Source organism: Pseudomonas sp. Hz4 (genome assembly GCF_054898165.1).
In genome coordinates this window covers 1,670,145-1,683,546 of sequence record NZ_CM142719.1, presented here as the reverse complement: position 1 = coordinate 1,683,546, position 13,402 = coordinate 1,670,145, and the positions used below count along the sequence as shown (strand labels likewise).

Here is a 13,402-nt window from a genome sequence, read left to right as displayed (position 1 = left end):
CGTCACACGGTGTACCTGTCGAAGTCCTCCGCTTTGATCTGCGATGAAACCGTAAACGTGTCGACGGCGATGGTCATGTGCCCGAAAAAGCCGTCTTCATTCGAGTCTCGACCGAGGGTATGGATGTTTAAGGTTGAGGCCTCGCCTCCACGGTTTTTATAGTGAAAGTCTTCATCGTTGGTCAGCGCCGAAACTGTCCGGCCACTGTACTCCCTGGCGTTGAGTACCGACCTCGACGCGACCTCCGGGAAGTAAAGCTGACCAACCCAGGCGACATGGCGCTCTTCCAGATAGTTGTTACCGGCCGTGATGCGCACCGCGACATGAATGTGCAGGGCCCGGCCGGCATAGAATCCAGGATAGATCGTGGTAAACCGCACGATGCCCTTCTTGTCCGTGAATTGCCCGCCGCGCAGATAGGTATCGTCGTCGGTGCGCGAGATCGCGCCAATGGCTCCGACATCGACCTTCTTGTCTGGATCAATCTTGCTCCAGCCCGAATATGCGCCTCGCGCATTGCAATGCCAGAGATCGACCACCGCGCCCGTGACCGGCTGACCGGTCATCGCATCGACAATCGTCAGTCGCAGCACCAAAGGGATGCCATCCATGCCTTCGCTGATGTTTCGCCTGATCAATTTCGGATTTCGAAAATACGGGCCGGCTATCTGTTCAGGTGTCAGTGGGTAAACCGGTGTCGAGGGTGTAACCGAGGTGTTGTCGTCCATAACGTTCTCTCTTCCATAAGATGAACGCAGGTTATGACGGGGCCAGGCTCGATGTGCGGTAACTATGTATCGCATGATCTTTTTGTAGGCGCGAGGTTTTCATCAGGCAAAAAAAAACGGTGCGCCGACCAAGCGCACCGTAAAGACGTAGAACACACAACGAAGTGTTTGGTAAAGCTGATCAGTCCAGCAACGCCAATGCCTCGGCGGTGCATTCCTGAATGCGGGCCCAGTCGCCGTTCTTGATCCACTCAGGATCAAGCATCCAGCTACCGCCCACGCACATCACGTTTTTCAACGCCATGTAGCTCTTGATGTTGGCTGGGCTGACGCCGCCAGTCGGGCAGAATTTTACTTCGCCGAACGGGCCGCCCAGGGCTTTGATAGCCGCGACACCGCCGCTGACTTCCGCCGGGAACAGTTTGAAGCGGCGATACCCCAGGCCATAACCTTCCATGATGCCGGAGGCGTTGCTGATGCCCGGCAACAGCGGAATCGGGCTGCCGACGCTGGCTTCCAGCAGGTCACGGGTGATGCCTGGCGTGACGATGAACTGCGAACCGGCCGCTTCGGCAGCCGCCAGCATGTTGCGATCGAGCACAGTACCGGCGCCGGTCACCAGCTCCGGGCGTTGCTCGCGCAGCATCTGGATAGCCTTGAGGCCGAACTGTGAACGCAGGGTCACTTCCAGGGCGGTCAGGCCACCGGCCGCGAGGGCGTCGGCCAGCGGCAGGATGTCCTGCTCGCGAGCAATGGTGATCACCGGCAGAATCCGCGCTTTGGCGCAGAGGCTGTCGATCAGGGCAACTTTGTCCTCCATGGAAACGGTCGGGGATGGGTTTGTCATAGCGGCTGATCCTTGGCTCATGGGCACCAGTAAATCTCTAACGTAGGTTGCAGAAACGCGCGAATCGGCATGGCGGCGACATCGTCACCGGCCAATGCGGCACTCAAGGTGGTCAGCTTGGACTGACCGGAAATCGATAGAACGGTGTACTTGGCCGAGGCCAGAAGCGCGCGACTCATGGTCAGGCGCTGATGCGGCACGGTCGGCGCCAGCATCGGGTAGCAATGACGTGTGCCGTCGGCTTTCAAGGCATCGATCAGGTTTGGACTGTTGGGAAACAACGAGGCCGTGTGACCGTCATCGCCCATGCCGAGTATCAGCACGTCGATCGGCGGCAACTCGGCGAGCAAACGGTCGGCCTGCTCGGCTGCCAGCTCAAGGTTCGCGGTGGCGCTGTACAGGCTCAGAAACTGAGCCTTGGCCGCAGGACCTTGCAGCAGATAGCGCTTGAGCAGACCGGCATTGCTGTCACCGTGCTCGACCGGCACCCAGCGCTCGTCGGCCAGGGTCACAACCACCTTGGACCAGTCCAGTTTCTGCTTGGCCAGGTTCTGGAAAAACGCCACCGGGCTGCGTCCACCGGACACCACCAGCGTCGCGGTGCCGCGAGCGTCAATGCCGTCACTCAGTTGCTTGGCCACATTCAGCGCCAAACCATCGGCCAGCAGCACCGGGCTCTTGAACTCATGGGCGCTGACGCCCTGAGGCAGTTGCAAATTAGATATCGCCATACCACGACCTCCCATCCCGCGTGATCAGAGCAATGGAGCTCATCGGTCCCCAGGACCCAGCCGCGTACGGCTTGGGCGCATCACCAGATTTTTTCCACCCGGCGATCAACTGGTCACACCACTTCCACGCGGCTTCGATTTCATCTTTACGGACAAACAGGTTCTGATTGCCGCGCATCACTTCCAGCAACAACCGCTCGTAGGCATCGGGAATCCGTGCGCTGCGATAAGTGTCGGAAAAATTCAGCTGCAACGGACCGCTGCGCAGCTGCATGCCCTTGTCCAGGCCTTGTTCTTTGGTCATCACGCGCAAGGAAATGCCTTCGTCCGGTTGCAGGCGGATAATCAGCTTGTTGCTGATTTGCAGGCGCTGCTCGGGAGCGAAGATGTAGTGGGACGGTTCCTTGAAGTGGATGACGATCTGCGACAGCTTCTGCGGCATGCGCTTGCCGGTACGCAGGTAAAACGGCACGCCGGCCCAACGCCAGTTGCGGATATCGGCACGCAGCGCAACGAAGGTTTCGGTGTCGCTTTGGGTGTTGGAGTTAGGCTCTTCCAGGTAACCGGGAACCGATTTGCCTTCGCTGTAACCGGCGATGTACTGACCGCGCACGACCTGAGTGGTCAGGCCTTCCGGGCTGATCGGCGCCAGCGCCTTGAGCACTTTGACTTTCTCATCACGGATGCTGTCGGCGGACAGGTCGGCCGGCGGGTCCATGGCGATCAGGCAGAGCAGTTGCAGGAGGTGATTCTGAATCATGTCCCGCAGCTGACCGGCCTTGTCGAAGTAACCCCAGCGACCTTCGATCCCGACCTTCTCGGCCACGGTGATTTCCACGTGGGAGATGTAATTCTGGTTCCACTGGGTTTCGAACAGGCTGTTGGCGAAACGCAGGGCGATCAGGTTCTGGACGGTTTCTTTGCCCAGGTAGTGGTCGATGCGGTAGGTGCGGTTCTCCGGGAAGAACTGCGCCACGGCATCGTTGACCTTGCGCGAGGATTCCAGGTCCGAACCAATGGGTTTTTCCAGCACCACGCGGGTGTTCTCGGTCAAACCGACCTTCGACAGGTTCTCGCAGATCGCGCCGTAAACGGCTGCCGGTGTCGCGAAGTAGGCAATCACCCGTTGAGCACTGCCAGCCATTTCGGCCAGGGCGACGTAATCGTCAGCCTTGAGGAAGTCGACATGCAGGTAACTCAGGCGGGCCAGAAAGCGTTCGACCACGGCTTCGTCCAGCTCTTTGTCACTGACGTATCGGCGCAGCTCGCAAGCGATGAACGCCAAATGCTGCTGCTCGCTGCCAGGTTCACGGGCCAGCGCGATAATTCGCGTGTCCTCGTGCAAGAGGCCTGCGCCATCGAGTTGATAAAGGGCAGGAAACAGCTTGCGCAGGGCCAGATCGCCGAGGGCGCCGAACAAGGCAAAGGTGCACGGTTCAACCGTAATCGAAGGCATGATGTTGGTTCTTTTATCAAGTTAAGCTACAAATACCTTTTTTCAAGGCATCACTCAAGGGAAAATGTAGTAATAACCACAACATTTTCGCAAAATACTGATTCCGAGTGGTGGTCGGTCGGAGCCATCAGTAGGATAGGCCACCGTTTGGGGCCCGATCAAAGTCCCAATTTGCATAGCCGAACGCTTATTTGCATAGCAAAGCTCCTTTTCGTAGGTGAACCAAGGAACCCCATATGGACCGCGTGCGAAATTTACTGGAACAGATCCAGAATCGCCTTGAAGACCTGAACAAGGCAGAACGCAAAGTCGCCGAGGTGATCCTGCTCAACCCACAGCAGGCCACCCGATTCAGCATCGCCGCCCTCGCCCAGGCCTCAAAGGTCAGCGAGCCGACGGTCAACCGATTCTGCCGTTCGTTCGGTGTCAGCGGCTACCCGGAACTCAAGCTTCAGTTGGCCCAGAGCCTGGCCAGCGGCGCGGCGTATGTCAGCCGGGCGGTTGAGGCCGACGACAATCCGGAAGCGTATACCAAGAAGATTTTCGGCAGCGCCATCGCCTCGTTGGACAGTGCGTTGCAGGCGCTTGACCCGAACCTGATCAGCCGCGCCGTCGACTTGTTGATCCAGGCCCGACAGATCCACTTCTTCGGCCTCGGCGCCTCGGCCCCAGTGGCGCTGGATGCGCAGCACAAGTTCTTCCGCTTCAATTTGGCCGTCACCGCCCATGCCGACGTGCTGATGCAGCGCATGATTGCGTCGGTGGCGCATACCGGCGAGTTATTCGTGATCATTTCCTACACCGGCCGCACCCGCGAACTGGTGGAAGTGGCGCGTATTGCCCGGGAGAACGGTGCTTCGGTGCTGGGTCTGACGGCCGAGGGGTCGCCACTGGCCAAGGCCAGTACGTTGAGCCTGAACATTCCACTGCCGGAAGACACCGACATCTATATGCCGATGACGTCGCGGATCATTCAGCTGACCGTGCTAGATGTGCTGGCGACCGGCATGACCTTGCGTCGGGGCGTGGATTTCCAGCCGCATTTGCGCAAGATCAAGGAAAGCTTGAATGCCAGTCGGTATCCGATTGGGGATGAGTTCAACTGACCCCACGCCGATCGTTCCCACGCTCCGCGTGGGAATGCCTCTAGGGACGCTCCGCGTCCAGTGACGCGGAGCGTCACGGGCTGCATTCCCACGCGGAGCGTGGGAACGATCACTAGGTACCCACTCGCGCCTGCAAACTCAAATGCGCCCTCTCCCCCGGTGCCAAACTCAGGCTGTCCGTCCCACCGCTCGCCGCCTCCACACACACAAACTCCGACATCTCATTCCAGCTCACCCCCAGCAACGGCCGCGAGCCCGGATGCCAGACCACCGTGTCCGCATCATCACCGGTATCGATGCACAATTCTCGCTGCCAGGCATGGTCCTTGAGCTGCAATTCGCCGTCATGCTGAAACACGCGCTGACAGCCCCCCTCTAGTCGCAACTCACCTTCCTGCTGGCAAACCTGACGGTTCAACTGGTCGTAACCCTGCGCTCCATCGAGTCCAGACAGCGCTACCTCGCCGACGTCGCCAATACGCCAATAGGCGTGCAACGCCTGACTTAATTGGCACGGCAGGCTGTCCTGATGCTCGGTACTCAGGCGTAAATCCATGCGCTCACCCAAGTGCGCGTGCAGGTCCACTTGCCAGTCGCACAACTGAAGTTGCCAGTGCAGGCGAACGCCATCGTCATCCGTGCTGCTGTCCAGAAGCTTCCAGTCGATCAGCCGTGCCCAACCATGAGAAGGCCAAGCGTTTTCGCTTGGATGACGGCCATACCACGGCCAGCACACCGGCACGCCGCCACGAATCGCACCGACTTGCGGCCACTTCGCCGCGCACCACAACCAGGGCTTCTGCCCCGTGGGCTGAAAGTGCAGCAACTGCGCACCTTGCCGACTGAACACCGCCTGACACAGCGGATGGTCGATCACCAGCACGTCGCGCTTCTGATAGCGCTCCCACGCAAACACCGGACGTTCGCGCAAGGATTTGAAGAAGCGTTGTAGCGGATGCTCATGCATGTGCCACGGTCCTGAAATTCACTCGGGGGGCGCAGCCCCAAAAAAAAAGCGGACAGCCTGGGCTGTCCGCAAAAATGCGCACATAGAGAGGAGCTTATCGCAACAGCGTTAGAACACCGACTGAATTTTCAGGCCGGCGACCAGCGCGTCGTCGACTTCATCAACACCGCCTGGATGAGTAATGTATTGCAGGTTGGGACGCACGGTTAGCCAGTTGGTAACGTGGAAGCCGTAGTTGATCTCGTAGTTGTACTCGGTGGTACGCAGCGGCGAGAACAGTGGGTCCTCGTATTCGGTGACACCATTGGAGGCGTTAACCAGCTCGGCGTTTTTCTTCACGTCATCGTTGACATGAATACGGGCAAAACCAATACCGACGTCATCTTTTGGACGTGCATCGAACGGGCCCTTGTACACAAACATCAGCGACTGGTAGTTGTCGACGAAGTTGGTGTCCTTGTCGTGGAAAGTCGCGTTGGCGGCAATGTTCAGACCGCGGGACGCGTCACCGTTATGGCTGGTGAGTTGTTGCTGCGCCACGAACCAGTAACCGTGCTTGCTATCGTGGCTGCGATAGGCGTTACCGCTGGTTGCTGCATCATTGCCGTCGGCATCCTTACGGACGTCATCAGCATTGGCCGTGCTTTTGTAGTAACCGACACGGTATTCACCCGGCAGGTTGTTAGGGTTAGGCAACCAGACCAGTTCGACCGGCAAAACGGTGCCTTTGGTACCACTGCCGCTGAGTTTGAAGCCGTTACCGTGCTCCAGTTGCGACGGGTTCTGATTGTACGCGCCGATCTGCGCATAGAACTCAGGCGAGATGTTGTACTTCACGCGGATCGCGGCCTGGCTGACCGGCCAGTTGTACCAGATATTGGTCGCCCAGTTACCCACTTGGGAACCGCAGAATGCCAGGTTCTGGAACTCGCAAGGGAAGGTGTTGAAGTCTTCGCCTTCGCCGAAGTAACCGGCTTTGACGTCCAGTTTGCCGTCGAGGAACTGGTGTTTGACCCACAGTTGCGTCAGACGGACCATATGGCCACGGCCGTAGACTTCCTGGGAGGAACTCAAGGTGCCGGCACGCGGATCGCCGACACGGTCATTGGAGATGTTTTCACCGTTACGGTTGGTGAGCTGGATCTTGGCCTGGGTGTTATCCCAGCCCCACAGCTTTTGCAGGTCCAGCGCCACGCCCAGACCAAACTGGTCGGCGTAACGCGCCGTCTTGTCGTTGTTGTAGCCGCCGTGGAGGTTGCCGCCCACTTCACCGACATAGTCCATCTTGATGTCGATACCCTGCTCGATCAGCTGGGTCCGCTCGCCACCCCAATCACCGGTCATCCATTCCGAATCGGCGCTGAACGCGTCAGCCGCGTGCACACTACCGGCCAGCATCATTGCCGCAATGGCTGACAACTGGCAGATAAGCTGAGCGTTGTTCTTCTTCTTCATCCCTACATCCTCGTTTTATTGTTATTAATTGTTTTTATCTAACGCGGTTACATCGATTGCGACGCACGACAGGCCGCGCATCACGGATTCCCCCAGTGGGAGCGAGCTTTGTGGCGAGGGGATTTATCCCCGTTGGACTGCGAAGCGGCCCTAAAAAAATGGGACCGCTGCGCAGTCCAACGGGGATAAATCCCCTCGCCACAAAGCTCGCTTCCACATTTGATCTTCAGCGGCCTTTGAATTGGGCGACATTGGCACTGTGGGCCTTGGTTTCAGACTGACCGGCCACCCCCAGGCGTTCACCGGTCTTGGCATCGAACAGCAGCACTTTCGATGGGTCAAATTGCAGGGTCAGGGTCTCGCCCACACCCGGCGCGACGTCCGGCGCCAGACGGCAGCAGACTTTCGTGTCGTTGATATTGACGAACACCAGGGTGTCGGGACCGGTCGGTTCGGTGACCTGGACTTCGGCGCGAATGGTCGGCAAACCGTTCTGCTCGTTGCCCGCCAGCACGATCTGCTCCGGGCGCATGCCGAGGATCACTTCGCGGTCTTCAAGACCGGCGTCTTGCATGCCCAAAGGCAATTCGCATCGCGCCTGTCCGCTGTCGAGCAGCGCCACCAGACGACCGTCCTTGCGCTGCAAACGCAGCGGGATGAAGTTCATCGGCGGCGAACCGATGAAACTCGCCACGAACAGGTTGGCCGGGTTGTTGTAGATGTCTTTTGGCGTACCGAACTGCTGAATGATCCCGTCCTTCATCACCGCAACCTTGTCGCCCAGGGTCATGGCTTCGATCTGGTCGTGGGTCACGTAAACCGTGGTGGTTTTCAGGCGCTGGTGCATCAGTTTCATTTCGGTGCGCATCTCGACGCGCAGCTTGGCGTCGAGGTTGGACAGCGGTTCGTCGAACAGGTAAATCTTCGGCCGCCGCGCCAGGGCACGCCCCATGGCCACGCGCTGTTGCTGACCACCGGAGAGCTGGCCGGGTTTGCGGCTGAGCAGATGTTCGATCTGCAACAGCTTGGCCACGCGAGCGACTTCTTCGTCGATTTCGGCGGCCGGCATTTTGCGAATCTTCAGGCCGAACGCGATGTTGTCCCGCACGCTCATGGTCGGGTACAGCGCATAGGACTGGAACACCATGGCAATGTCGCGATCTTTCGGACTCATGCCGCTGATGTCAGCGTCGTCCACCAGGATTGCGCCGCCGCTGATGTTTTCCAGACCGGCGATGCAGTTCATCAACGTGGATTTGCCGCAGCCCGACGGGCCGACGAGGATCAGGAACTCACCATCATTGATCTTCAGTTCGATGTTTTTCAGGGTGTCCGGCAAACCGGCGCCGTAGGTCTTGTTGACGTTGCGTAATTCGAGAGTTGCCATGTTCTACCCCTTGACCGCGCCGGACGTCAGCCCACGCAGGAAATACTTGCCAGCGAATATGTAGACCAGCAGTGTCGGCAGCCCGGCGATCATCGCGGCGGCCATATCTACGTTGTATTCCTTGGCCCCGGTGCTGGTGTTGACCAGGTTGTTCAGGGCCACGGTAATCGGCTGGGCATCGCCACTGGCGAAGACCACGCCGAACAGGAAGTCATTCCAGATTTGGGTGAACTGCCAGATCAGGCAGACCATCACGATCGGGATCGACATCGGTAGCAGGATCTTCCAGAAAATCGTGAAGAAGCCTGCGCCATCAAGGCGTGCAGCCTTGACCAGCGCATCCGGAATGCTCACGTAGTAGTTGCGGAAGAACAGCGTGGTGAACGCCAGGCCGTAGACCACGTGCACCAGCACCAGGCCCGTGGTGGTGTTCGCCAGGCCGATCTTGCCGAGGGTAAACGAGGCTGGCAGCAGCACGGTCTGGAACGGCAGGAAGCAGCCGAACAGCAGCAGGCCGAAGAACAGTTGCGAACCGCGGAAACGCCACATCGACAGCACGTAGCCATTCATTGCACCGATGAAGGTGGAGATCAAAACCGCCGGCACGGTGATTTTCACCGAGTTCCAGAAGTAGCTGCCCACGCTGTCCCAGGCCTTGATCCAGCCGATGCCGTCAATCACTTGCGGCCAGCTCAGCAGGTTGCCGGTGCGGATGTCTTCCGGTGATTTGAAGCTGGTCAGCAGCATCACCACCAACGGGATCAGGTAGATCGCGGCGGCCAGCAGCAAGGTGGCGTAGATGGCGATGCGGCTGAAGCTCAAGGCCGGTTTGCCACGTTGATTACTCATGGCGCTTGCCTCGCAATTCGGAGTACAGGTACGGCACCAGAATCGCCAGGATCGCGCCGAGCATCATCATGGCGCTGGCCGAACCAATGCCCATCTGGCCACGGCTGAAAGTGAAGGAGTACATGAACATCGCCGGCAGGTCGGACGAATAACCGGGACCGCCCGCCGTCATCGCCGCCACCAGGTCGAAGCTCTTGATCGCGATGTGCGCAAGGATCATAAAGGCGCTGAAAAACACCGGGCGCAAGCTCGGCAGAACGATCTTCATATAGATGGTCGGCAGGCTCGCGCCGTCGACTTGCGCGGCACGGATGATCGATTGATCGACACCACGCAGGCCCGCCAGGAACATCGCCATCACAAACCCGGAGGCTTGCCACACAGCGGCGATCACCAGGCAATACACCACGCGATCCTGATCCACCAGCCAGTCGAGGCGGAAGCCTTCCCAACCCCAGTCACGCAGCATTTTGTCCAGGCCCAGGCCCGGGTTGAGCAGCCATTTCCACGCGGTACCGGTGACGATCATCGACAGCGCCATCGGGTACAGGTAAACGGTGCGGATGAAGCCTTCCTTGCGAATGCGCTGGTCCAGCAGTACCGCGAGGAACACACCTAATACAAGGCTGATGCCGATGAACATGCCGCCAAAGACCGCGAGGTTTTTGCTCGCGACCCACCAGCGGTCGTTGTCCATCAGGCGGATGTATTGCTGCAGGCCGACCCATTTGTAGCTCGGCATGAAGCTGGAATTGGTGAAGGACAGTACGAATGTCCAGAGGATGTAACCGTAGAAACCAACCAACACGATCAGCATGCTCGGCGCGAGTACCAACTTGGGTAACCAGCGTTGCAGCGCATCGAACGGTGAGGCTTTGCTGAAAACCGCCACAGAGCTCATCGGGATAATCCAGGTGAAGAGAAATAAAATCCGCACGCTGATCCCTTGTGGGAGCGAGCCTGCTCGTGAAGGCGATGTATCAGTCGACATCTTTGTTGAATGTCAGACCGCCTTCGCGAGCAGGCTCGCGCCCACATGGGGTCACACAGTGTCAGGGATTACTGGGCGGCTTTGACGGCCGATGCCAGTTGGGCGCTGGCCTTGGCCGGGTCAGCATCCTTGTCGTTCATGAAGTTGGTGACCACGTCGAAGATCGCGCCCTGCACGGCCAGGGAAGTGGCCATGTTGTGCGCCATGCTCGGTTGCAGGCCGCCCGTCTTCTCATCAGCCAGGAAGTCCTTGGCCGCCGTTTGAGCGCAAGAATCGAAGCCCAGACCGCTCATGTCGCTAAGCATGTCGGTACGCACCGGAATCGAGCCTTTGTTGATGCTGAAGACTTTCTGGAAGTCTTTACCCAGGGCGACCTTGGCCAGGTCTTGCTGAGCGGCGATGTCACCCTTTCGATCAGCCTTGAGCTTAAACACGGCCAGCGAATCGATGTTGTAGGTGAAGGCCTTTTCGGTGCCCGGGAACGGCACGCATTGGTAGTCCTGGCCCGCTACCTTCTTGGCCGCGGTCCATTCACTTTTCGCCCAGTCGCCCATCATCTGCATACCGGCCTTGCCGTTGATGACGTCGGCGGCCGCGATGTTCCAGTCACGACCGGCGCGGTTCGGGTCCATGTAGCCAGTGATTTTTTTCAGCTCGGTGAACGACTTGGTCATCTCAGGGCCCGAGAGGGTTTTCTGATCCAGGTCTACCAGAGCTTTTTTGTAACCGTCGGCGCCCATGACCGAGAGCACCACGTCTTCAAACACGGTGCTGTCCTGCCACGGCTGGCCACCGTGGGCGAGCGCGATGAAGCCGGCGGCCTTGAGCTTGTCGCCGGCGGCATAGAATTCTTCGAGGGTGGTAGGGGCTTTTTCGATCCCGGCTTTCTTGAAGACTTCCGGGTTGATCCACAGCCAGTTGACGCGGTGAATGTTCACCGGCACGGCGACATAGTCACCTTCGTACTTGACGGTGTCGGAGACTTTCTTCGACAGCAGGCCATCCCAGCCTTCGGACTTGGCAACATCTTTCAGGGTATCGGTGCTGAGCAGACCAGTGCTGCCCCACTCCTGGATGTCTGGACCTTTGATCTGTGCAACGCCCGGCGGGTTACCGGCGACGGCGCGGCTTTTGAGTACGGTCATGGCCGTGGAACCGCCACCGCCGGCGACTGCGCCGTCCTTCCAGGTGAAGCCGTCTTTTTCGACTTGAGCCTTGAGCACATCGACTGCTGCTTTTTCACCACCAGAGGTCCACCAGTGAACGACTTCCACCGAACCTTTGGAATCGGCGGCAAGCGCACTCAGCGGGAATGCAGACAGGGGAAGCAGTGAGGCGAGAGAAATGACAGTAGCGAGGCGAGAAATCGCGTTCATCTAGTAGTACCTTTCTTGTTGTTATGCATGCAAGTCTGGTGCTTGCGCTACATAGGATTTTAAACAGGAGTTGTCCCTTCGCAGGTAACGAAGGGACGTTCGAATGTCACCGCATGGTTACACAGGAGCGCTCTGGGATAACTGTGCCAGGGCAGTCGCCATACTGGGTGCCAGAGGCAGTCGCGGGATCAATACGGCTTGCCAGGCGTGATAGAGATCAGGCTTACCGGCCCAGATATCGGCGCTCGGGCGATTCTGCGGATCGAGTTCGTGGTGCCAGCTGCCATCACATCGGTCGATGAAATGACTGTCACAAAATTCCCAGAACAGTCGGTACCAGTGTTCGTACTGTTCGTCGCCAGTGCGTTTTAGCAGAGCGCTGGCGGCGGCACTGGCTTCGCAATGAGTCCAGTGCAAACGATGGCGGACCACGGCGCGATTGTCCCAGTCGAGGGTGTAGACAATCCCAGGCGCCCCGTCGACATCCCAGCCGTGACGGCAGTTGTGATCGAAGAGTTTTTGCGCGTCAGTGGCCAGCCAGCCCGGCGTGAGCATCCCGGCCTTAACCCGCGCCGCTTCGAGGTGCAGCAACAGCCGCGCCCATTCGAAACCGTGACCCGGCGTGGTGCCGTAAGGGCGAAAACCGTCGGCCGGGTTGTCGTGGTTGTAGTCGCGAAGCGGCTGCCAGTCGCGGTCGAAATGCTCGACCACCAAGTAGTCGTTGGCGGCGGCGTGGCCGTGGATCACCCGCTCAACGATGCGCTGGGCGCGAGCCAGCCAGCGGTTGTCGTCGGTAACATCCGCCAGCGCAAGGAAGGCTTCGGTGGCGTGCATGTTGCTGTTGGCGCCGCGATAGGCCTCCTCGCAGCTGAAATCGCGGTTGAAGGATTCGCGCATCGCGCCTTCCTCCTCGCTCCAGAAATGCGTGTCGATGACGTTGATCGCGTCATCGAGCAAAGCTTGTGCGCCGGGACGCCGGGCGACCACAGCGGAACTGGCGGCCAAGGCTACGAAGGCATGCAGGTAAGCAGCTTTGCCGGTGTCGCCGTCGCGATGATGCGCGGCGGCGAACCAGCCCCCGTGATCGGCATCGCGCAACGGGCCGCTAAGGGCTTTGACACCGTGATCCACCCACTCGGCAAAACCCGGCAAGCCCTGTATTTGGGCCATGGCAAAGCTGTGGGTCATGCGCGCAGTGTTCATGGTTTCGGCTTGAGCGTTGTCCGGGAGGTGGCCCTTTTCATCGAGATTGCCGAAGCCTTCGGGAAGCATTGAAGCCTTGGCAAACGCCAGCAGGCGCAGGCCTTCAGCGGCGAGCCATTGTTGATGGGCAGGTGCGTTCAGCCAACTGCTGAAAGCAGGTTGGAAGGTGTCCATGGGGTACCTTTTTTGTTGTTATGACTGTAGGCAGTCTAAACAACGGGGGGAGGCGGGCTTGTAACGAAGGGGGCGAGTTATGTCACCGGGTTGTGACATTTGCCCAGATTCTGTGGCGAGGAGCTTGCTCCC

12 protein-coding genes are annotated in these 13,402 nt (G+C 59.0%); 1 reads left to right on the top strand and 11 read right to left on the bottom strand.

The window, feature by feature from the left end; all coding sequences use genetic code 11:
• Positions 1-2: 2 nt before the first annotated feature.
• The 4 genes from ACYZTR_RS07450 to zwf form a co-directional block, all read right to left on the bottom strand.
• Complete coding sequence (locus ACYZTR_RS07450) at positions 3-728, bottom strand: intradiol ring-cleavage dioxygenase (protein WP_461977687.1); 726 nt, start codon at positions 726-728, stop codon at positions 3-5.
• Between the two features lie 181 nt (positions 729-909).
• Complete coding sequence (locus ACYZTR_RS07445; protein WP_461977685.1) at positions 910-1,575, bottom strand: bifunctional 4-hydroxy-2-oxoglutarate aldolase/2-dehydro-3-deoxy-phosphogluconate aldolase; 666 nt, start codon at positions 1,573-1,575, stop codon at positions 910-912.
• A gap of 17 nt (positions 1,576-1,592) precedes the next feature.
• Positions 1,593-2,306 (bottom strand): 6-phosphogluconolactonase, encoded by a 714-nt coding sequence (gene pgl, locus ACYZTR_RS07440; protein WP_461977683.1) that lies wholly within the window; start codon positions 2,304-2,306, stop codon positions 1,593-1,595.
• Positions 2,293-3,762, bottom strand: a complete 1,470-nt coding sequence (gene zwf, locus ACYZTR_RS07435; protein ID WP_461977681.1) for a glucose-6-phosphate dehydrogenase — start codon at positions 3,760-3,762, stop codon at positions 2,293-2,295. Before zwf ends, pgl begins: the two co-directional genes overlap by 14 nt.
• 245 nt (positions 3,763-4,007) lie before the next feature.
• On the opposite strand from zwf, the gene ACYZTR_RS07430 reads away from it, so the two are divergent.
• The gene (locus tag ACYZTR_RS07430; protein ID WP_177318169.1) at positions 4,008-4,868 is read left to right on the top strand and encodes a MurR/RpiR family transcriptional regulator; all 861 of its coding nucleotides are present in this window, start codon (positions 4,008-4,010) and stop codon (positions 4,866-4,868) included.
• Positions 4,869-4,980: 112 nt separating this feature from the next.
• On the opposite strand, the gene ACYZTR_RS07425 is transcribed toward ACYZTR_RS07430, so the two are convergent.
• From ACYZTR_RS07425 to ACYZTR_RS07395, 7 genes are all read right to left on the bottom strand, one after another.
• Positions 4,981-5,835 (bottom strand): D-hexose-6-phosphate mutarotase, encoded by an 855-nt coding sequence (locus tag ACYZTR_RS07425; protein WP_461977679.1) that lies wholly within the window; start codon positions 5,833-5,835, stop codon positions 4,981-4,983.
• Between the two features lie 108 nt (positions 5,836-5,943).
• Positions 5,944-7,290: a carbohydrate porin gene (locus tag ACYZTR_RS07420; protein ID WP_461977677.1), complete on the bottom strand. Its 1,347-nt coding sequence runs from the start codon at positions 7,288-7,290 to the stop codon at positions 5,944-5,946.
• A gap of 226 nt (positions 7,291-7,516) precedes the next feature.
• Complete coding sequence (locus ACYZTR_RS07415; protein WP_461977675.1) at positions 7,517-8,677, bottom strand: ABC transporter ATP-binding protein; 1,161 nt, start codon at positions 8,675-8,677, stop codon at positions 7,517-7,519.
• Positions 8,678-8,680: 3 nt separating this feature from the next.
• Positions 8,681-9,526 carry a carbohydrate ABC transporter permease gene (locus ACYZTR_RS07410; RefSeq protein WP_461977673.1) on the bottom strand — a complete coding sequence of 282 codons (846 nt, stop codon included), beginning with the start codon at positions 9,524-9,526 and terminating at the stop codon, positions 8,681-8,683.
• Positions 9,519-10,427 (bottom strand): carbohydrate ABC transporter permease, encoded by a 909-nt coding sequence (locus ACYZTR_RS07405; protein WP_461977671.1) that lies wholly within the window; start codon positions 10,425-10,427, stop codon positions 9,519-9,521. The genes ACYZTR_RS07410 and ACYZTR_RS07405 overlap by 8 nt, the downstream gene beginning before the upstream one ends.
• Positions 10,428-10,585: 158 nt before the next feature.
• Positions 10,586-11,893: an ABC transporter substrate-binding protein gene (locus ACYZTR_RS07400; RefSeq protein ID WP_461977669.1), complete on the bottom strand. Its 1,308-nt coding sequence runs from the start codon at positions 11,891-11,893 to the stop codon at positions 10,586-10,588.
• Positions 11,894-12,010: 117 nt separating this feature from the next.
• Positions 12,011-13,270, bottom strand: coding sequence for a D-mannose isomerase (locus tag ACYZTR_RS07395; RefSeq protein WP_461977667.1), 1,260 nt, complete (start codon positions 13,268-13,270; stop codon positions 12,011-12,013).
• Positions 13,271-13,402 lie beyond the last annotated feature (132 nt).